At 33.8% G+C, this 21,456-nt stretch carries 22 protein-coding genes, 1 pseudogene and 1 other annotated feature; of the genes and pseudogenes, 6 read left to right on the forward strand and 17 right to left on the reverse strand.

What is annotated here, in order from left to right; all coding sequences use genetic code 11:
* Positions 1–503: 503 nt before the first annotated feature.
* Positions 504–1,510 (reverse strand): annotated as a pseudogene (moaA, locus tag COE53_RS22990) (GTP 3',8-cyclase MoaA).
* A 291-nt stretch (positions 1,511–1,801) separates the two neighbouring features.
* Here moaA and COE53_RS22995 point away from each other — a divergent pair.
* Positions 1,802–2,518 carry a Crp/Fnr family transcriptional regulator gene (locus tag COE53_RS22995; protein ID WP_069033366.1) on the forward strand — a complete coding sequence of 239 codons (717 nt, stop codon included), beginning with the start codon at positions 1,802–1,804 and terminating at the stop codon, positions 2,516–2,518.
* Between the two features lie 229 nt (positions 2,519–2,747).
* Here the strand turns inward: COE53_RS22995 and COE53_RS23000 are convergent, their stop codons facing one another.
* The 13 genes from COE53_RS23000 to asnS all read right to left on the reverse strand — a co-directional run bounded on the left by COE53_RS23000 (position 2,748) and on the right by asnS (position 14,433).
* Entirely contained in the window at positions 2,748–2,930 is a 183-nt protein-coding gene (locus COE53_RS23000; RefSeq protein WP_069033367.1) for a tautomerase family protein, read from the reverse strand.
* Positions 2,931–2,936: 6 nt separating this feature from the next.
* The gene (locus COE53_RS23005; RefSeq protein WP_091021057.1) at positions 2,937–3,707 is read right to left on the reverse strand and encodes a 2-keto-4-pentenoate hydratase; all 771 of its coding nucleotides are present in this window, start codon (positions 3,705–3,707) and stop codon (positions 2,937–2,939) included.
* A gap of 15 nt (positions 3,708–3,722) precedes the next feature.
* Positions 3,723–4,742 carry a 4-hydroxy-2-oxovalerate aldolase gene (dmpG, locus tag COE53_RS23010; RefSeq protein ID WP_069033369.1) on the reverse strand — a complete coding sequence of 340 codons (1,020 nt, stop codon included), beginning with the start codon at positions 4,740–4,742 and terminating at the stop codon, positions 3,723–3,725.
* A 30-nt stretch (positions 4,743–4,772) separates the two neighbouring features.
* Entirely contained in the window at positions 4,773–5,654 is an 882-nt protein-coding gene (locus COE53_RS23015) for an acetaldehyde dehydrogenase (acetylating) (protein WP_069033370.1), read from the reverse strand.
* A 14-nt stretch (positions 5,655–5,668) separates the two neighbouring features.
* On the reverse strand, positions 5,669–6,451 hold the full coding sequence (locus COE53_RS23020; RefSeq protein ID WP_091021055.1) for a 2-keto-4-pentenoate hydratase: 783 nt from the start codon (positions 6,449–6,451) through the stop codon (positions 5,669–5,671).
* A gap of 23 nt (positions 6,452–6,474) precedes the next feature.
* A complete protein-coding gene (locus tag COE53_RS23025) occupies positions 6,475–7,947 on the reverse strand; it encodes an aldehyde dehydrogenase (protein ID WP_091021054.1) in 1,473 nt (490 codons plus the stop codon).
* Positions 7,948–8,003: 56 nt separating this feature from the next.
* Positions 8,004–8,465, reverse strand: coding sequence for a RidA family protein (locus tag COE53_RS23030; RefSeq protein WP_069033372.1), 462 nt, complete (start codon positions 8,463–8,465; stop codon positions 8,004–8,006).
* On the reverse strand, positions 8,434–9,471 hold the full coding sequence (locus COE53_RS23035) for an amidohydrolase family protein (protein ID WP_175403475.1): 1,038 nt from the start codon (positions 9,469–9,471) through the stop codon (positions 8,434–8,436). The genes COE53_RS23030 and COE53_RS23035 overlap by 32 nt, the downstream gene beginning before the upstream one ends.
* Entirely contained in the window at positions 9,456–9,995 is a 540-nt protein-coding gene (locus tag COE53_RS23040) for a 3-hydroxyanthranilate 3,4-dioxygenase (protein WP_069033373.1), read from the reverse strand. Before COE53_RS23040 ends, COE53_RS23035 begins: the two co-directional genes overlap by 16 nt.
* Before the next feature lie 51 nt (positions 9,996–10,046).
* The gene (locus COE53_RS23045) at positions 10,047–10,793 is read right to left on the reverse strand and encodes an IclR family transcriptional regulator (protein WP_098948775.1); all 747 of its coding nucleotides are present in this window, start codon (positions 10,791–10,793) and stop codon (positions 10,047–10,049) included.
* A 59-nt stretch (positions 10,794–10,852) separates the two neighbouring features.
* Complete coding sequence (locus tag COE53_RS23050) at positions 10,853–12,352, reverse strand: 4-hydroxyphenylacetate 3-hydroxylase family protein (RefSeq protein WP_069033375.1); 1,500 nt, start codon at positions 12,350–12,352, stop codon at positions 10,853–10,855.
* Between the two features lie 257 nt (positions 12,353–12,609).
* Positions 12,610–12,864, reverse strand: coding sequence for a YqkE family protein (locus COE53_RS23055; RefSeq protein WP_069033376.1), 255 nt, complete (start codon positions 12,862–12,864; stop codon positions 12,610–12,612).
* Between the two features lie 177 nt (positions 12,865–13,041).
* Entirely contained in the window at positions 13,042–14,433 is a 1,392-nt protein-coding gene (gene asnS / locus COE53_RS23060; RefSeq protein ID WP_069033377.1) for an asparagine--tRNA ligase, read from the reverse strand.
* Positions 14,434–14,483: 50 nt separating this feature from the next.
* Positions 14,484–14,722: a binding site (T-box leader), on the reverse strand.
* Between the two features lie 408 nt (positions 14,723–15,130).
* Between asnS and COE53_RS23065 the strand changes: the two genes are divergently transcribed.
* Entirely contained in the window at positions 15,131–15,376 is a 246-nt protein-coding gene (locus COE53_RS23065; RefSeq protein ID WP_069033378.1) for a zinc ribbon domain-containing protein, read from the forward strand.
* Between the two features lie 20 nt (positions 15,377–15,396).
* Complete coding sequence (locus COE53_RS23070; protein ID WP_439097776.1) at positions 15,397–16,314, forward strand: alpha/beta hydrolase; 918 nt, start codon at positions 15,397–15,399, stop codon at positions 16,312–16,314.
* A 38-nt stretch (positions 16,315–16,352) separates the two neighbouring features.
* Here the strand turns inward: COE53_RS23070 and COE53_RS23075 are convergent, their stop codons facing one another.
* Entirely contained in the window at positions 16,353–17,516 is a 1,164-nt protein-coding gene (locus COE53_RS23075) for an iron-containing alcohol dehydrogenase (protein ID WP_069033380.1), read from the reverse strand.
* A gap of 58 nt (positions 17,517–17,574) precedes the next feature.
* On the reverse strand, positions 17,575–18,162 hold the full coding sequence (locus COE53_RS23080; protein ID WP_098948776.1) for a GNAT family N-acetyltransferase: 588 nt from the start codon (positions 18,160–18,162) through the stop codon (positions 17,575–17,577).
* 195 nt (positions 18,163–18,357) lie between these two features.
* Here COE53_RS23080 and COE53_RS23085 point away from each other — a divergent pair, with 195 nt between their 5' ends.
* From COE53_RS23085 to COE53_RS23095, 3 genes are all read left to right on the forward strand, one after another.
* The gene (locus COE53_RS23085) at positions 18,358–18,567 is read left to right on the forward strand and encodes a CDGSH iron-sulfur domain-containing protein (RefSeq protein WP_069033382.1); all 210 of its coding nucleotides are present in this window, start codon (positions 18,358–18,360) and stop codon (positions 18,565–18,567) included.
* A 143-nt stretch (positions 18,568–18,710) separates the two neighbouring features.
* A complete protein-coding gene (locus tag COE53_RS23090) occupies positions 18,711–19,766 on the forward strand; it encodes a processed acidic surface protein (protein WP_091021051.1) in 1,056 nt (351 codons plus the stop codon).
* Positions 19,767–19,769: 3 nt separating this feature from the next.
* On the forward strand, positions 19,770–20,390 hold the full coding sequence (locus COE53_RS23095; RefSeq protein ID WP_069033384.1) for a class D sortase: 621 nt from the start codon (positions 19,770–19,772) through the stop codon (positions 20,388–20,390).
* Positions 20,391–20,448: 58 nt separating this feature from the next.
* On the opposite strand, the gene COE53_RS23100 is transcribed toward COE53_RS23095, so the two are convergent.
* A complete protein-coding gene (locus tag COE53_RS23100; RefSeq protein ID WP_139116354.1) occupies positions 20,449–21,378 on the reverse strand; it encodes an aminoglycoside phosphotransferase family protein in 930 nt (309 codons plus the stop codon).
* Positions 21,379–21,456 lie beyond the last annotated feature (78 nt).

Here is a 21,456-nt window from a genome sequence, read left to right on the forward strand (position 1 = left end):
GCTTATCCCATAGGAGTCGAGCACCCTTCCGTTCCAATCAACTTCTTAATAAAAAAAAATAATCTTAAAATCAATAGATTAGTCTATTAAACGAATGAATTTCCCTTTATTAATCTAATTGTAAGTGATAGATAATCCACGACTTACAAATCATATAAATAATGATCCCCAAAAAGATATTTGTTTAATAATGACGTTAACTATGTTAAATTTTTGCAAGTTAGTTAAAAAATATATTATCAATCAATTGTCTTTCAGGTAAGAGACGATAGATAGATCATATTTAAAAATATTACAATTTCATCGAACATCATTTATTGTTCGTATTTTTTATATTGACCACAATACTTTTCAACACTCTGACTTCTCATAAAATGAGAAGTTTTTTTATTATGTTTGTTTCAAACCAATATCCAATTAATGCTGAATGTTTTCGGTCATCCTCTTACGAAAAGATGATTTAAGGGACAATAAAAAACAACTATTAAAAAATAGTTGAATTTTTATCCACCAATATAAGACATTTCAATTTTACGATTTTTATGACTTTCTTCTGTACGGATCTCGGAGTATCTTTCATCTCGTTTTTCCCATATTGATTGTATTGTTGCTAATATGTACTTATCCGAAACTCCAGAACGCAATAACTCACTTAAGTCATAGCCTTCTGAAGCGAATAGGCAGGTGTATAGCTTTCCATTTGTAGATAGTCGGGCTCTCGTACATGAACCGCAGAAGGTTTCTGTAACGGATGAGATAAATCCTACTTCAGTATTCGTTCCTTTATATCGATATCGTTTTGCTACCTCACCAATATAATCTTGCTCTATAGGCTCCAACTGATATTGTTCTTGGATCATATCAAATAATTGCTTCTTTGAGATAACGTCTTTAAAATTCCATCCATTTGTACACCCTACATCCATATACTCTATAAATCGTAATGTAATATTTTTTTCTTTTAAAAAACCGACCATAGGTAATACTTCCGTATCATTTAGACCTTTCTTTACTACCATATTTACTTTGACTTCTAGCCCTGCTTCCCTAGCTGCAAAAATTCCGTTTAAAACTGTGGAAACGCTCATATTCATATTATTTATCTTCATGAAAACTTTATCTTCCAGAGAATCTAAGCTTACATTTACGCGGCAAATTCCGGCTTCTTTTAGCGCTTTGGCGTTTTTTGCCAAAAATACACCATTTGTTGTTAAAGTCACATATTTAATTCCTTCAATTTTTGAAAGACGTTTAACCAGTATTGGTAGATCTTTTCTTAAAAGAGGTTCCCTCCTGTTAAACGAATCTTTTCCACACCTATTTTTGCAAACAATTTTGCTAATCGAACAATTTCCTCAAAGGATAGGATTTCATCTTTACTCATAAAGGGATAGTCAACTCCAAATATCTCTTTAGGCATACAATAGCTGCATCTAAAGTTACAACGGTCTGTTACAGAAATTCTTAAATCTCGTAATGGTCGATTGCGGGTATCGAAAATATTCGTCATTTTTTTCTCACCCCTTCTTTTGTACGGTTTTTAGTTTAGATTAGCACACAAAATTATTTCGCCGTATGATGTATGTCACAACCTTGTCCTTGATGGCCGAGTAACTTATCAATTTGCCACATAAAGTTTATCCCGCTTCAACGTCAATCTTTTCATATTCTATCTCCTTAGAGTTCTATGCTATTCAATAGCATGGTATTATAATAATAAATGTAATACCTAAAATACTTGTTTTCTGGATATATACATAAAAACATTAGTGTTCAATTATAACGGGGCGGAGATACTTTGATGGAAAAAAATAATAATAGAAAAAGTGACCTTTCAATCGTTTCTAAAGATTTGGCTTCCTTATTACAGTCAATCGGATCAACACGTTCAGTAAAAAAAGGCACCTTCTTATTTCAAGAAGGAGAAGATGCTAAAGAATTGTATCTAATTAAATCAGGAATTATCCAAATAAGTAAGGTGACTCTATATGGTGATGAATTAAATCTTCGCATTTGTCAAAAAGATGATTTAATTGGAGAATTGACTCTTTTTTCAGAAAATGCAAATTATATGCTTAGCGCTTATACTTTAGAAGCAGCAGAAGTACAGGTCATTCCTAAAGATCTATTGGAGAAAGAACTAATTAACCATGCTCCATTGACATTTGAATTTATGAAATGGATTTCTACTCACCTTAGAAAAAATCAATCTAAGATTCGAGACTTAGTGTTAAATGGTAAAAAAGGCGCACTTTACTCCACGCTTATTCGTATATCGAACTCATACGGGGAATTAATAGAAAACGGAATTCTTCTTAATATTCATCTTACCAATCAAGAATTAGCTAAGTTTTGTGCTGCTACAAGAGAAAGTGTCAATCGGATGTTAAGTGATTTAAAGAAAAAAAATGTTATTAGTTATTCTCCTGATGGAAAAATTATTATCAAAGACTTACAATTTCTTAAAAATGAAATAGGCTGTGATAACTGCCCAAAGGATGTATGTAACATAGATTAGTTCTCTATAAGACTATTAAAGTATTAAGCTGATTGAACTTGCCTTTACTTAATATTATTAAAAAATAAGTAACCTTAACCTAGGCACTAAATAGTTAAGGTTATTTTATTTTTTATTGCTTAAATTATTTTTAAAATAGATTGATCCACCATAGATCCCACTTGTATAATCAAAAAATCCCCTCCTTAAATTCCCAACAAGAAAAAAGCCCCTTAAAAAAGGGACTTTTTTACTCATCCTTTGCAACTCCTCCAACGGACCAATTTGCTTTTTCGAATTCGTTTATTAAAATTCTTACCTGCGCTGGCTGAACATCCAATGTACGACAAACAACTTCATTTATTTCTCTCATTAATTGTTTTTTTAAATCTGGACTTCTACCTTCAATCAGTTGAATTTGAATGATTGGCATAAAGTACTACCTCGTTACTTGTAGTGACATTGTCTCGATTCCTTCAAAACGTGCTTCTACAATATCGCCCTCTTCAACGTGGATCGCTTCTGTAATACCGCCCGTTAAGATAATCATCCCTGGTTCAATTTGGTCGCCGTTTTTACTTAGCATCTGCACTAACTTTACGACAGATTCTACAGGATGATCTAGTACATCAGAGCTTACACCACTTTGTACTTTTACACCATTTTTATATAATTCAACGTTAATTTCATCCCATGAAGTATATGTAGGTGAATATTGTTGTTTACCAATGATAAATTTTGATGAAGATGCATTATCTGCCACTACATCTGTCAGTGTAAATGAGAAATTCTTATATCGACTATCGATTACTTCTAATGCAGGTACAATATACTCAGTTGCTTCCCATACATCTTTTGCTGTTACATCATGTCCAAATAATGGTTTATTAATCATAAATGCGATTTCTGGCTCCACCCTCGGATGGATTGAACCTTCCATCTTTAATTCATTTTCTTCTAATTCCATCGATTTTGTTAAGCGTCCATAAATCGGCTCATCAACATTAACAGATTTTTGTTTAGCAATACTTGTTAGTCCCATTTTCCAACCAATTAATGGATCTCCATTTTTAATCGCATGATCAATGCTTAATTTTTGAATTTCGTAAGCATTATTAACGTTTAATTCTGGATGTTCAATCGTAATTTTATCCATTTCTAAACCATTTTTTTGGTGCATATATATTTTATTTGCAATTTCAGTTATCATAAGTACCGTCTCCTCTCAAAAAACAGACAATTTTTTATTTGCTAACATACAAGCAACTTCTTGAATCATATCCTCTTGCCCACCGACTACTTTTTGTTTTCCTAATTCAATTAAGATATCTCTTGCATCAACATTCCATTTTTTAGCTGCTCGATTGGCATGTAATAGAAAACTAGAATACACTCCTGCATAGCCTAAAATTAGACTCCCTTTTGTAATCTCTTGTGGTGTTTGAAGAATCGGTGCAACGATTTCCTCTGCTAAGTCCATCATCTTATAGAAATCAATTCCTGTCTTGATTCCTAATCGCTCTAATACCCCAATTAACACTTCAGTTTGTGTATTTCCTGCACCAGCACCTAAGCATCGTACACTGCCATCAATTCTAGTAGCTCCTTCTTCTATTGCTACTAGTGTATTTGCCATCGCTAGAGAAAGATTATTATGTGCATGGAATCCTACTTCAATATCAAGAGACCCTCGTAAAGCAGCAATACGTTCTTTTACTTCATGTGGAAGAAACGCCCCTGCTGAGTCAACCATATATACGACATCAGCACCATAACTTTCCATTAATTTGGCTTGTTCAACTAATTTTTCAGTTGGTGCCATATGGGACATCATTAAAAACCCGACTGTTTCTAATCCAAGCTCTTTAGACATCGTAATATGTTGTTTCGAAACATCAGCTTCAGTAACATGGGTAGCTATACGAGCCATTTTTGCTCCGATTTTTGCTGCCGTTTTTAATTCTTTTACTGTTCCAATACCAGGTAATAGTAAGACAGCAATCTTTGAATGATTACACGTATTTACTGCTGCTTCGATCAATTCAAATTCATTTGTTGTTGATAAACCATATTGTAGTGAAGAACCACCTAAACCATCTCCATGTGATACTTCAATATAAGGCATTTTTGCATCATCAAGAGCCTTCGCAATTCGAACGACTTGATCTACTGTATATGAATGTGCAATTGCATGACTTCCATCTCGAAGTGCTACTTCAGTTACAATAACTTCTTTTCCAAACATTGCACTCCCTCACTTTCTTTAGGCGATTTTTTAAACGGTTTTTACAACTTCATATTGTGCAATCTCTTCTGCTACTTTTACTGCTGATGCAGTCATAATATCTAAGTTTCCTGCATAGCTTGGTAAGTAGTCCCCTGATCCTTGAACTTCTAAATAAACAGTTACAGTTGAACCATCTATAATTGGATCCATTCTTAAACGGTACCCTGGAACATACGCTTGAACCTTTTTCACCATTTGCTTAACGGATTGAATCATGCTTTCATGGTTAAAATCTTCATTCGTAACTTTGCAATAAACTGTATCTCTCATCATAATTGGCGGTTCTGCAGGATTTAAAATAATGATCGCTTTTCCTTTTTTAGCCCCACCAATCTCTTCAAGTCCTCGAGCCGTTGTTACAGTAAACTCATCGATATTAGCACGTGTACCAGGACCGGCACTTCTTGAGCTAATTGTTGCAACGATTTCAGCGTATTCAACTTCTGCAATTTGACCTACTGCATGAACGATTGGGATCGTTGCTTGCCCACCACATGTTATTAAATTGACATTGCTTTCGACTATATGTGAACCTAAATTGACAGGTGGTACGACAAATGGCCCAATTGCCGCTGGCGTTAAATCGATCACACGCTTCTTTAATTCACCAAGTACTTTTGCATGATGAAAATGAGCTTTTGCAGAAGTCGCATCAAACAATAAATCAGCCAGTTCTTTTCGTTCAATGAAACCTTGAATACCATTATCGATTACTTCAATTCCTAATTCTTTTGCACGATTTAACCCATCAGATTCTGGATCAATTCCGATCATTGCTGTTAATTCTAGAAATGGATTATTCTGTAATTTCATCATTAAATCTGTTCCAATATTCCCCGAACCAATGATTCCAACTTTTAATTTATTCATAAATAGCACCTCATTTATTTAAATGAAATCGAGACGTCACCTAATAATGGAAACTTCGCAGTAAATAAGTCCCCAGCATTTACATTAATTGCAGCTGATAAAGCTCCTGATAAAATAATTTCTCCTGCATTTAGAGAGATTTCAAATTCGCTTAATTTATTGGCTAACCATGCTACACAATGAATTGGGTTTCCTAACACTGCTTCTCCCTTACCTGAATTCATCAATTCTTCGTTACGATATAATTCCATCGTAACATTCGGTAAGTCAATTTCCTTTACATCGAAACGCTCATTGCCAAGAACAAATAAGCATGATGAAGCGTTATCGGCTACTGTATCCTCTAATCGAATCTTCCAATTTTCAATTCTACTATCAACTACCTCAATTGCAGGGACAATATAATCTGTTGCATTTACTACATCCTCAAATGTAATATTTGGACCGATTAAGTCTTTTTTTAAGACAAATGCAATTTCAGCTTCTACTTTTGGTAAAATCATATTTGCAACTTGTACTTCACCGAAATTAGGAATATTCATATCTGTTAGTAAGTGACCGTAATCTGGCTCATCTACCCCTAATAACTCCTGCATGGCAATCGAAGTTAATCCAATTTTTTTCCCGATAATTTTCTGCCCTTTTTTCAATTTTTCTTCAACATTTGTTAATTGAATTTGATAGGCTTCCCTTTCAGTTAATCCAGGAAAAACTTCAGTTAAAGCTTTTATACTAACTCCACTCTCTTCTGCTTCTTGTAGCAGAATCGTAAGCTCGTCTACACTAGTAATCTTCACTTTCTCACGTCCCTTTTTAATTCTTATAATTTAATCGTGATATTCGATAATTCACTATAAAACTCAAAGCTATGAATTCCACCTTCACGACCTAAACCGCTTTGCTTCATTCCTCCAAATGGTGTACGTAAATCTCTTAAATACCAAGTGTTTACCCAAATAATTCCGGCCTCGATTTGATGAGCAACACGGTGGGCTCTGCGTAAATCATTTGTCCAAATTGTTGCACCTAAACCATAATGAGTATCATTTGCCCATTCAATCACTTCTTCTTCCGAATCAAAAGGCATAACTGTTACGACGGGACCAAATATTTCTTCTCTTACACATCTAGAATCACGACTTAGCCCAGTAATGATTGTCGGTGTGATAAAGCACCCTTTTTCAATTGATGCTGGTCTACTACCACCTGTTAAAATAGTTCCGCCTTCTTCTTTTGCAATCTCGATATAAGATAACACTTTTTCATAATGTTCTTTACTAATGACCGCACCGACTTTTGTGCCTTCTTCAAATGGATCGCCAATTTTTAATTCCTTTGTTTTTGCGACAAATTTATCAATAAATTCATCAAAGATTGATCTCTGGACGTAAATTCTAGATCCACATAAACAAACTTCTCCCTGATTCATGAAAGATGATTTTAAAGTTGTTTCAATCACTTCGTCTAAATCTGAATCAGCAAAGATGATGTTTGGATTTTTTCCACCAAGCTCAAACGATAATTTTTTTAACGTTGGAGCTGCCGCCTTCATAATTGCTGAACCTGTTTTTGTTTCACCAGTAAATGTGATGGCATCAACATCTCTGTGCTCTGTTAAAGCTGAACCTGCCGCATTTGCACCAAATCCGTGTACGACATTTACAACTCCGTCAGGTACGCCTGCATCTTTACAAATTTCAGCTAAGACTGTAGCTGTCATTGGTGTCCATTCAGCTGGCTTCATAACTGCTGTATTGCCAGCCGCTAAACAAGGTGCAAGCTTCCATGTCAATAATAATAAAGGTAGATTCCATGGGTTAATCATCCCAACTACACCAACTGGCCTACGATATGTATAATGTAAGGCAGTTTGATCTTGCATATGAGACTCAGAGCTTAACGTTGTAATATAGTCAGCGAAAAAATAAAAATTATGAGCCGATCTAGTAATATCAACTTCTAAAGCAAGATCATATGGCTTTCCAGTATCCATTGCCTCTAACGCCGCTAATTCTTCTTTTCGAGCTAATATTCCGTCGCCGATTTTTCTTAATACTGCCGCTCTTTGATTGCTAGTAAATTGTTTCCACTCACCTTTTAAAGCTCGTTTTGCTGCTTTTACTGCTAGATCAATTTCTAACTCGCCACCTTCAGAAACAGAACCTAGCACTTCTTCGGTCGCTGGATTAATATTTAAAAATGTTTTTTGATTAAAGGAAGGAATAGATTGTCCATCAATAAAATGCTTACAATCAATCGGTAATGTTTTATTTTTCTTCTCTGTAACTTGCATAATAGGCACCTACCATTCTAATAGAATAAAAGGTGACACGAGTGCCACCAAATTTTTCAATCCTCTATTTCTACTACCATTTCAATTTCGATCGCTGTATTATGTGGAAGCTGTGCCATCCCAACAGCAGACCTAGCATGTTTTCCTCTTTCACCAAACACTTCTACTAAAAGGTCAGAAGCTCCATTCATCACTTTCGGATGATCATAGAAATCTTCTGTGCTATTTACGAAACCTAATATTTTTACAATACGTTTTACTTTCGAAAGTTCACCTAATTCGTACTTTAATACACTAATTAAATTTAACATTGACTCTCTAGAAGCAGCATAACCTTCCTCGAGCGTTAACTCTCGTCCAACTTTCCCATGGTATTCATCTACACCTTGACCAGATGTAAATAGTAGATTACCAGTACGAACAGACTTTACATAATTACCTGAAGCCGGTCTTATTGGTTTAAGTGCATAACCTAAACTTATTAATCTATCTTCTGGAGTCAATACTTTGTTTTCCATGAAGTAAATCTGCCTCCTTAATATTTAAAAATTTCAGGGCATTTTTGCCTAATATCGCTTCTTTCATTTCTTTATTAATATCCATTTGATTAATCACTCTTCCGGGTGGCGTTTCCCTTAATAAGAAAGGATAATCCGAGCCCATCACAATTTTGTCATAACCAAATCGGTTAATTAAAAATTGAATATTAATAGGATCATAGTGAAGAGAATCAAAATAGAAATTATTTACATAATGACTTGGTGGATAGGCCGTTTTCCGCAAATGAGGCCATACCTTCCATCCTTGATCTAATCGAGGTAGAATAAATGGGAATGATCCCCCGCCATGTGCAAAACAAATCTTTAATTTCGGATATTTTTCAATCACTCCGCCAAATGTTAAGCTAGCTGCAGCTAAAGCTGTTTCGCTCGGCATTCCAACCGTGTACATAAAGTTATGATCTGGAGTTCGATCCTTCGCTAATGTTTCCCACGGATGAATAAACAATGGGACATTCCATTTTTCAGCCATTTCAAAAAATGGACTAAACTCATCACTGTCTAAATTTGTTCCATTTACATTTGTACCAATTTCTAGTCCACTTAATCCAAGCGTATGAATACAGCGATCCATTTCTTGAATAGCTATTTCAGCGTTCTGCATTGGTACTGTCCCTAATCCAATAAACTTTGAAGGATTTTTTTTCACTGTATTTGCAATGAAATCATTTTGAATCTGAGCCATTTCCAATGCAACTGAAGCTGGTGCCCAATACGAAAAGGTAACTGGAATTGGCGATAGCACTTGCATTGTTACATCCTCATTATTCATATCCTCAATTCTCTTTTCAGGACTCCAAACTTGATCAGTTACTTCCCTAAATACTTTTCCAGCAACCATAATATTGGCACCGCATGAACATGTCGGTTGTAAAATAGGCCATCTTTCATGACCGTATTTTTCAAAAAAATTCGGTAAATCAAAAGGAATTATGTGTGTATGAAAATCTATACGCATACCCATTCATCCGCTTCCTCTTTCATGACATGACCACAGTTTTTACATGTTCTTAATTCAAGGCTAGCATTGAAATGTTCAATTGCTTCTTTTACTTGCGTACCAATATCCGTTAATTGAACTGTCGTTTTATGCATTTCTTCATTACACTCATCACAGAACCAAACAAAGCTTTCTAATTCACCTTCTGCTCTTTTTCGTTCAAGCACAATTCCATATGAATCTTTTACTCTATGAGGTGAATGTGGAACAAAAGAAGGAAGCATAAAAATTTCACCTTCTCCTACTGTTACAACTTCACGCTTACCATCCGGTGTAATACACTCAACATAGCAATTGCCTTTAATTTGATAGAAAAATTCATCTGCAGGATCGATATGGAAGTCTCTACGTTTATTTGGACCTCCAATAATCATTGCAGCATACTCTGAATCTTCCCAAATAACTTTATTATTAACTGGTGGTTTTAATAGCTCTTTATTATCCTCAATCAATTTGAAAATATTAAAAACTCGACTTTTAAGATTCATCTCTAATCCTCCAATTAATCATTTTTATTTGAATTTAAGTAAGCGCTATCATTATGCATTAATATAACCAAGCTGATTTGAGACTGTTTTAGCAGTTTTCACAACATCCTGAATCATTCGACCAATGTCTTGGCTCATCATATACGAAACTGGTCCAACCATATTTAATGCTGCAAAAGTTTGACCGGTATATGTTTGAATTGGAGCTGCAATTCCGAATAATCCTAAATCATTTTCATTGTTGCTAATGCTATAGCCATTCTCTTTAATCGCAGTCATTTCTTTTTTTAATGCATCAATAGTCGTAATTGTATTTGTTGTATAAGCTTCAAAGCCTCTTTCAATCGTTGTTTTTAAGTATGCTGGATTATATGATAGTAGAATTTTACCGGTACTCGTACAATAGGCAGGCCGTTTAGCACCTATAAATGTTGGGACAGGGATCGAATGTTTAGAGGAAACTTTTAAGACAAATCTTACGTCCCCTTTATCAAACATTCCGATATGAACGGTACTATCATAATTTTTTAATAGATTTTCTAATAATGGAATGGCTTCACTATATATGTCTTGCTGATACATAACGTGATTACTCCATTCAAGCAGCTTCCAACCGAGTCGATACTTTTTCTTACTATCCTGAATTAAAATCCCTTCAGCACAAAGAGTACGAACTAAATGATGGACCGAGCTTGCATTCATATTTAACTTTTCAGCTATTTCTAAATTTCCCAGGACTGGTTCTTCTTCTGTAAAGCAATCTAATATTCTAGAAATCTTTTGAACTGAAGAGATCATTAGATCCCCTCCTCTTTGATGCTAAAAAATTTCATAAAATCCCTGCTTTCTAAAATTAATCAGTTAACTTTAGAATTCGCTAGATTAGTCGATACTCCTTTTAAGTTTTTTGCTCCGTTTAACGCATCGTCCACCATACTAAACGTTTTCTTACGTTTCATTTGGTTATAGTAAATTGCTCTTTTTCGAATTGGATCACCAGTATAGTATCTTTCATATTGAAGTGCTCTTTGTCCAAAAGCTTCTCCACATAAATCCCATGCAAGTTTGAATAATTGAATTCGGTCTAAAGAGGATACACCTTCACGTCCAACATAGTATTTATCCATTGCATCTCTTAGCTCAGGATGTTCAAAGTCTGCTTCTGTTGGTGACATTAATAAGCCACCTGCACCAATTGTTTGAATCACTTCAATTGCTCTTGGGTACATAGTTGGAAGCAAGCCACGAATCGTCTCTAGTGGTTCCCATGCCGGTCTTACTTCGCCTGAAGGTAATGTCTCATACTCTATTTCAGAAACTCGAAGTAACGCACGAATTGTTTCAACTGATTGTAGTAATTCACCTAAGTCATTTTGGACATTTAAATAAACATCTACTCCAATTGAATCAGCTAACCTACATGCTACCTCTACTGCAAAAGCTAATTTTACGTAGCCTCTTACGCCAGACTGGTGAGCAGGCTGTTGTGCAATACCTGTTTTTGGGTATAGATTATTTGCAGCTTCAACATTATTATGAATAAATACACGATTCCAAGGAATTAACACATCCTCAAATACAAGAACAGCATCCATTTCTTCGAATCTAGATGCTAATGGATGATCAAAAAATGATCTTTTACCATCTTGCATCTGCTCTCTACATAAAATTTTTAATCCCGGCGTGTCAATCGGAAGTGCAAATGCTAAAGCATATCGCTCATCGCCTTCGTGGAAACCAGGGAATGAATAAATAATGACTTCATCTGTAATTGGCGCTAATGTTGCAAGCATTTTAGCTCCTCTAACGACTAATCCATCAACCGTTTCTTCAACAGCACCTAAATGAGTAAATAAATCTTTTTGTTCATAAGATGGCTTGCTTCGATCATTTTGTGGATTAATAATTGCGTGCGTTAAGAAGATGTCGTTATCACGAACAAATTTGAAATAATTTTGGACATTTTTTGACCACTCTGGGTTATATTTATCTAAAAACCATGAATTACTTGCCATTGAAGTTAAAACAATGTTCAAGAAATCAGGTGTTCTTCCCATTAAACCAAATGTTGACTTTGCATATGCTTCGAACAAATCTCCACGCTTTTTAATATCTTCAGATGATTTAGGCACTAGAAATGCATTAGAAATTCGCTCACCAGTTTCTTCACAAATATGTGTGATTTTGTCTTGATAAGCTGGATCGAACTGCATATCATATAATTTTGCAATCTCAAGAATCGGTTGTTTGAAAACTGGGTGGTTTACGATATCTTCTACCTTTTCTCCACCTAGCCATACCTCTGGCTTTCTAGATTTTAATCCATCAATATATTGCGCCCCTGTACGAATACCCATTTAATAATTCCTCCACTCCGATATGTAATTTTTTTAACATTTGTTTTTTAAATCGAATTCGGAAATTTTTTAAAGCGCTTTCAAAAAGTTCAATTTCACTATCTTAAATTATTTACACCACCTACTACCTTTTATTTAACTTAATTTCACTATAAAAAATTATAAAATTTTGAACAATCAAAAAATTTCATAATGTGAAATCTCTTATAAAAAAATGATTAATTTAATGTAAAAAAAAATAAGACGCCATTTGCGTCTTATTTAAAGTCCTTCCAAGAGATATTACTCTCGTTTAATAACTCTTCGAATGATTTATTTTTCTCACGTAATCTCTTTTCTTCACGAATACGTGCTTCTTCTTCCTCTTTTTGCTTTGTTTCATTTTCTTGCAATTGTTTTTTTGTATTTTTTAATTTTTGAAGAATTTCTTCATTCATTAATGATCCTAATGATATTTTTTCCTTCTGTTCATACGCCGGTTTTACAGGCTGCTGTGGTTTTCTTTTTTTCATTTTATTTCACCTTCCATTTCCATTATTTTATCATTAATTTATAGTAGAAAGAGAAGTATTTCATCTTTTGTTATATTATAAATCTACTATTTTTCTTTTTTCAAATGCTAAAACTCATATTCTTTGTTCTTCATAAAAATAATAGGATGCCGCAGCATCCTATTGTTCATTTTTATATTAAAAATCTGCATTTCCTGGTGTACGTGGGAATGGTATTACATCACGGATATTTTTCATTCCTGTTAAATACATAACAAGTCGTTCAAATCCAATTCCATAACCAGAATGTTTTGTAGCGCCGTATTTTCTAAGCTCTAGATACCACCAGTAATCTTCTTCATTCATACCAAGTTCTTTGATTCGCTCTACAAGAACGTCTTCTCTTTCTTCACGTTGACTTCCTCCGATTAATTCACCAATACCAGGAACTAATAAGTCTGTCGCTGCTACTGTCTTGCCATCCTCATTCGCTCTCATATAAAATGCTTTGATTTCTTTCGGATAGTCAGTCACGTATACAGGACGTTTGTAAATTTCCTCACTTAGGTAACGTTCATGTTCAGTTTGTAAATCTGTTCCCCATTCAACTGGGTAGTCAAACTTTTTACCAGATTTCTGTAATAATTCAACAGCTTCAGTATAAGTAACTCTACCAAAGTCAGATTCTAATGCATTCTTTAATCTTTCAATAAGAGTTTTATCAATAAAGCTATTAAAGAAGTCCATTTCTTCAGGTGCATGTTCAAATACATAATTAATGACAAACTTAACCATGTCTTCACCAAGATCCATGATATCTGGTAGTTCTGCAAAAGCAACTTCCGGCTCAATCATCCAGAATTCTGCGGCATGTCGTGCAGTATTTGAATTTTCTGCTCTAAAAGTCGGACCAAATGTATACACATTACGGAAAGCAAGGGCATAAGCTTCTCCATTTAATTGGCCACTTACCGTTAAGTTAGTTTCTTTGCCGAAGAAATCCCCTTTATCATCCACTTTTCCGCCTTCAGTTTTTGGAAGTTGGTTCAAATCCATTGTTGTCACACGGAACATCTCTCCTGCGCCTTCTGTGTCACTTCCTGTAATGATTGGTGTATGTACATATACATATCCTTTTTCTTGGAAGAATTTATGAATAGCATATGATGCAAGTGATCTTACTCTGAAAACCGCTGAGTATGCATTCGTTCTTGGACGTAAATGAGCGATTGTTCTTAAATATTCAAGAGAATGTCTCTTTTTTTGTAATGGATAATCTGTATCTGATAATCCTTCAATCACAATTTTTGTCGCTTTAATTTCAAAAGGTTGTTTCATTTCCGGAGTTGGAATAAATTCACCTTCTACTAAAACAGTTGAGCTTATAGGTAGCTTTGTAATTTCTTTGAAGTTATCTAAATTGTCCTCAAAAACGATTTGTACACTCTTAAAGAATGTACCGTCATTTAACTCCATAAAACCAATCGTTTTAGAATCACGAAGAGTACGAATCCATCCTGAAATTTGAACAGTGTTGTCTTTAAATTTTTCTTGATTTCTGTATAAATCTTTCACTACAGTCTTTATCATAATTTGCCTCCTTATATTAATTTCCAATAAAAAAAGCCTTCTATCCCTATAAAAGGGACGAAAGACTAACTTCCGCGGTACCACCCAAATTGTCATAATATGACCAACTTTAAAGCTAACATCGCTTATCCCAGTTAATAACGTGCTGGTAACGTCTAAGCCTACTTAAGTGTTCCCTTTCGGTTAGAACTCAAAGGTGTTCTTCATTCATGCTTCATCACTAGGCTTCCACCCTCCCTAGCTCGCTATCGAATATAGCAAAAACTACTTTCCTTTTCATCGATTTAAAATATGTAGTTTTTAAAGGAATTTTTCTTGTATAATTTATCATAAATCATAATCGCTTGTCTAGTTGTCCCCTAAAATATATTCATTTGAATCTCTACTTTTAAACATCTTAAATTAGTTGAATCTATTTGATATACAGCATTTCACACTTTCGCTTTTTACTTCTACATGAACACATCATGTGGAACCAAGCTCCTTCTTTTTCTCTTTGTTACTTCCTCATAGACACCTTATGGGTAATCAAACTCCATTACTCATGAATCTTGTTAGATCATTGGAAGGGTATTTATGAACATTAAGCGACAATGTTCAATTTTCAAAATTGTCATTCTTGATTTAATTGTCAAATTCCCTTTATTAAATTTTCTTCTTCCTATGATACACTTTACTAAAAAGGAGGGTTTTATTTATGGCTAGAGCAGAAGAATTGTTAAAGGATAAATTTGTTTGTTCGAAATGTAAACATACTCACGCTAAAACTAAAGAAGTATCAATGTCTGGTTCAGGTATAAGTAAGTTACTAGATATTGATTATAATCATTTTTTATTTGTATCTTGTTTAAATTGCGGTTTTGTTGAGGTTTATAATCCTTCAATTTTAGATGGTAAAACCCGCGGTGAGTTAACGACAATTCTTGATATTCTTTTTGGTTAGAGGATGATGGTTCTATTATGATGATCTGGCTTGTTGTAGCTGTTCTTTTTCTCGTTTATTTTATTGGAGTTGGCTATTATTTTACGCAGCAAGTTTTGTTTATGAAAACAAATTCACTTGAGTTTATTTATCAGCGCGAGTTGGAAAATTTCCGATTTGATGAAGGATTGTATCGTTCTGTTCAAAAACAATCCTTTTCTATTGAATCTCGTTATGGGTATGAATTAAGGGGATACTTGTTTGAGGCCTTTGATACAAATAATTGGGTCATTATTACACATGGTGTAACGGTCAATAAGAATAACTCAATTAAATATGCTGAGCTATTTTTAAAGCTTGGCTTTAATGTACTCACTTATGATCATAGGCGACATGGGGAGTCAGGTGGGCATACAACTAGCTATGGATATTATGAGAAATTTGACTTACAATCTGTGGTTCACTATTTAAAGGATTTAAAAGGTGAGATTGTTCTTGGCATTCATGGGGAGTCAATGGGAGCTTGCACAATGTTACAATATGCTGGTTTTGTTGAGGATTCTGCAGCTTTCTATATTTCAGACTGCGCGTTCTCTACATTTGAGGAACAGCTTACATATCGTTTGAAAATGGATTATAAACTTCCTAAATGGGCAATCCTTCCAGTTTCTAGCATTTGGTTAAAGCTTCGGAATGGATTTTTCATTAAGGATATTTCCCCTTTACTGGCAACTCATAATATTAAAAATCCCGTTTTATTTGTTCATAGTAAACCAGACCCTTATATTCCATTTACACATACACTTAAATTATTTGAAGCGAAAAATCAAAACAAGAGAGAATTATTCATTGCTGAAAATGGTGCACACGCTATGAGTTTAAATGAAAACAAAGATGATTACTATTCAATTGTTTCTTCCTTTTTAAATACTATTGGCGTTAAACATCATTCAATATAAAAACTGGACAGAGTTATTTCTCTGTCCAGTTTTTATTCTTAAAGAGCTGCCTCTAAAATTTTTAATGCATCTTCTTGATCTAATTTTTTGAAGTTACCAAATGGTCCATATTTAACCGTTTTAGCAGCCATTTCAGGTAGTTGCTCTTTTGTAATACCGTACTCGCTTAAACGACTTGGCGCACCGATCGAGTTCCAGAAAGTGCGTAAAGCTTTAATACCAGCCAATGCCAATTCTTCTTTTGACATTGATTCTTGCTTAATATCAAATACTCTTTCTGCAAATTGACAGAAACGATCAACATTTTCGCTCATTACATATTCCATCCAATGAGGGAAAATAATTGCTAATCCTCCGCCGTGTGGAATATCTGTTACTGCAGAAACGGCATGCTCAATATTATGTGTAGCCCAATCACCTTGAACACCCATACTTAAGATTCCATTTAATGCCATTGTTCCACTATATAATAGCGTTTCACGCGCTTCATAATCATCCAATTTCTCTACTGCGATCGGAGCAGTTTCTATAACTGTTTTTAAAATACCTTCACAGAAACGATCTTGAATTTTTGTATTCGTTCCATGGTGGAAATATGACTCAATAACATGTGACATGATATCCACTGATCCATAAACTGTTTGATCACGAGGTACTGTAAACGTATTTTGAGGATCTAGAATTGAAAATGTTGGGTAACTAAATTTACTTCCCCAACCTAATTTTTCATTTGTTTCCCAATTTGTAATAACTGACCCAGCGTTCATTTCTGAACCAGTTGCTGCAAGCGTTAATACTGTTCCAAATTTTAATGCATCTGTTGGGAATGCTTTACGTGTAATAACATCCCAAATCTCACCATCAAATTTCGCTCCAACTGCAATAGCTTTTGTACAGTCGATTACAGAACCACCACCAACAGCTAAAACAAAGTCGATATTTTCGTCTTTACAAATTTGTATACCTTTATGAACTGTTGATAATTTCGGATTCGGTTCAACTCCGCTTAGTTCATAAACTGTTTTATTAGCTTCTTTAAGTATGCCTACTATTTGATCGTATAGGCCATTTCTCTTAATACTTCCACCACCGTATACAAGTAAAACATTCTTTCCAAAGCTAGCAGCCTTTTCTTTTAACTTTTGTACACTATCTTTACCAAATATTAATTCTGTTGGATTTGCAAATGTAAAAAAATTCATATGTATCCCTCCTATTGTTCAAACTTAATTTTAACTTAAACAATCAAAAGGATGCATCTTAAATGACTTTTGTTTCGAATATTTTTTCATTTAATGGGTACACTAAATAATCGTATGAATGTTTCATAATAAATCTAACTTTCTCATATTTAAATCCCACTTTTTCATATAGTCGGCGAGCAGAAGGTTTGTCTTGATCTACATTTAATGAAACTCGTAAAATTCCTTTGTTTTTGGCAAAAGAAAGCAATCCTTCTAATAATTCAGTTCCAATTCCTTTGCCTTGATAATCTGGATGCACTGACAATGTATCAATATAAAAATCTTCTTCATCTGCTTCCTTATCAACTTTAACATTTTGGATATTTAAATTACGACTTATTATTTCAAGCATCTCACGATCAAGTACTGATAGTTCCATGGAATGGTAGGCTATAATCACTCCTACAACTTTCCCTTCAATTTCCTTTACTAAACAATTATGGTAACTTAGTCTATTTTGTTCAGATTGAACATAATATTCTAAAATTGGTGTTGCTTGTTCGTATGATGATGTCCCTGTTAACATAAATACAATATCTTCAATTGCTTGTACAATTAGAGGGACAATTTGTTTGGCATCTTCTTTTTTCGCTATTCGAATCATGAATTGTCACTCCTTAACTTAAATTTTTCTTAGTTTATCTTTAATTCTTCTTAGGTAAAAAAAAACAACCTTTTCATTTTATACTAAATCCAAGTTAATTTCATGTAAAAAATTAATACTTTATTAAATTACACCATTTATTTTAATATAAATGTAATATATAATAATTTTAAGATGTGTAGGAGGAAATTAAATATGTCTGATGTTCAAATTAAGGTTTTAGATAATGGTCCTTTACGTGTCACTGGTACTGTTGAGTTAGTTGATGCTGAAGGGAATACATATCCGCAAAAAGCAGCTTTCTCATTATGTCGATGCGGCATGTCAAGTAAATTACCATATTGTGACGGTACTCATAAAGGAAAATTCGAATCTGTTGTTCGAGCTCCTAAAGAATCAGAATAATTTTATTTTTCTGGCGCCGATTATTAGCAATTCTAAATAATCGGCTTTCTTATGCCCTCATACCTTTATTACCTTTGAATCATTCATAAAACTGATCTAATCACATTTACATTTAGGGAATGAACTATTAAGGGGGAAACAATATGAAAAAGGTATTGGCTTCAGTCGTTTTATCTGCAGCATTAGTAGTACCAGGTGTAACTGCATATGCAGCACCAAATGCAAATGAATTAAAATCTTATTTAGTTAGTATCGATCTAACTCAAAAGCAATTGGAGGATTATTTAAATTCTTACTACGGTGAGTCAATCTCTGATTTCGATTCAGTTGATGAGTTAAAAGATACTTTAGGTGAAAGACTTACTCAAAAAACTTTAGACGATCTTCTAGATGAGTACGGTTACACTGAAGATGAAATTATCGATCTAGCAGTCTACTATGATGATATGGACAAAAATGCATCATTACTAGATACGTATTATTTTACTTCTGATATCGAAAACTTAATTTATTTAGATGAGGATGAGTCAGGTAGCAGTAGCGAAGATGAATTCCCTTCTATGGGAGATATTTCTTCTGCTCTTTCAGAGTTTGGAATTACTGAGGCAGAAATTAATAATCTATCTTCATATATAGAAAAAGTTGTGAATGACGACCCTGCTGTTGAAGCAAAATTAGAAGCATTAGGAGAACGTGCATCTGCTTTAGAAGAAAATTATCCTGAATTTTTCTCAATGGATACTGAGGCTACTCCAGAAGAATTACCAGCTGAATTAAAAGTAGAATTAATGAATATCGTAAAAGAACTTCAATCTACTTTAAAAATCGATATTAAAGTTAAAATTGAACAAAATGGCGTTAAAACTCCTTTAACTTTTGCTAAATTACTTACTATGGATGATTCTATGGATTCTATGGAAAATATAAAAGTATATTTAGAGATTTATGACAACGCTGGTAATCTATTATTAGACGCTTTATTTTCACCTGAGGAACTTATTGGTGATGACCAAATTGTAGATATCGTTAAAGATACTCAAAAAGCAATTAAAAACCCAAAACCAACTGTTACAGTAAGAACGGAAAATGGCGGTAAACTTCCAACTACTGCAACTCATACAACTGAATGGACAATGGTTGGTATGTTAATGATGTTAACTGCTGTTGTTTTACGTAAAAAGGTAATTGTTAAACGATAAGCTATGAATCGTAAACGAAAAGTACTACTTATTTTTTCAGCACTCCTTTTTATTGTCGGATTATTTTTTGCTACAACAAATGCTTATTCTTTGATTAAAACTTATGTGCTGTATAAACAGTCTAAGGATGATTTCAAAAAAGAAATCAAAACAGAAACAGCAACTAAATTGAAGCAAATTAAAAAAGACGAACCGCTTTACAAGACTTATCCTAAATTTGGCGATGAGATGGGTTCATTAACAATTCCTCGAATTTCTGCAACTCTACCAATCTTCCACGGGACAGATGAGGATGAGCTTGCAAAAGGAATAGGTCATTATGCTAAATCTGTGATGCCAGGTGAAAGAGATAATAGTGTTCTTGCTGGACATCGAGATACTGTATTCCGTGAGCTTGGCAAAGTAAAAGTTGGCGATCCGCTAATTGTTAAAACTTCGGCTGGTACATTTACTTATAAAGTTCATAAGATTCGTATCGTTGATAAAGATGATCGCACTGTTATTATCCCAAAACCAAGACCAACTTTAACGGTAAGCACTTGTTATCCGTTTAATTTTATTGGACATGCACCACAGCGTTATATACTTGTAGCTGGTTTAGTTAAATCAGAAGTAAATAAATAAACAAAAAATGCTTACTATTTAATAGTGAGCATTTTTTATTAGTAGTTTCATATTTTCATTAATTTTCTAGTGCCGCCCAAAACTTTTCGTTATTTAAATTGCGAACGCTCCATTGGTAGTGCCCATCACTGCAAGTTTCCGAAAAGAAATTTGCCGAATAGATACTATAAAAAAGCACGTACAAATGAATTGTTCTTCTAACTTCTTCGCCTAATCGATTAACTACTTTATTTAAATATTTTTCTAGCTTTTTTTCACCCAATTCATCATATAAATCAAATAAAATCCAGCTTAATGCAACATCAAATAACGGGTCCCCATATAACGTCATTAAGCCGAAATCAATTACACCATTAATTTGTCCATCTGAATTTACTAATAGATTTGATGGATAATAATCACCATGTACTAATGAATATTCCCCTTCGTATCCAACTGAAAATGCATCCATTAATCGTTTTAATTTCACTTCGTAATCTGATACATCTCTTTTCAAATATCGATCAACTTCTGTATTTTTTCTCAGTAACGATTGTTTTAAAAAATCGTTCCAGTCCTTTGAAGAAATTTCATCATAATCACTTAATAATTTAATGCCTTTAAATTGCTCTTCCAATTCAATCTTTTGAATACTTACTATTGTAGATAGATAGTTTTCAAAGAACGAATCTAATACTTGCTCATCATAATTTGATAAATCCTTTTGTATATTTCTGCCTTCAATTCGTTTTTCAATTGTTAAAACGGCATCTCTCTCTTTTATAATTTCGTGAATTTTTGGTAATTCAAAATTCACATCACTAGCATTCATTGATTCATAAAATTGCTTTAATATTTCTAGCTTTGAATATGCTGTTGGTTTATATAATTTTAAGACTCTTTTTTGATCATAAGAGTATACTTCTGCTTCTTGTCCCTTTCCTAAAAAATTCGCTTCGCTTATATTGTACTTTTTCAAAATGTAACCTCTAACATTTTGTGTTATCATCTTTTGTTCCCCATTTTCCCTTATTAATCTTTTTGCAATTCTATTCTCAACTATTCCTACTTCTTCCAAATTAGCCTA

The organism is Bacillus sp. AFS029533 (genome assembly GCF_002585125.1).
GTDB lineage: Bacteria > Bacillota > Bacilli > Bacillales > Bacillaceae_G > Gottfriedia > Gottfriedia luciferensis_B.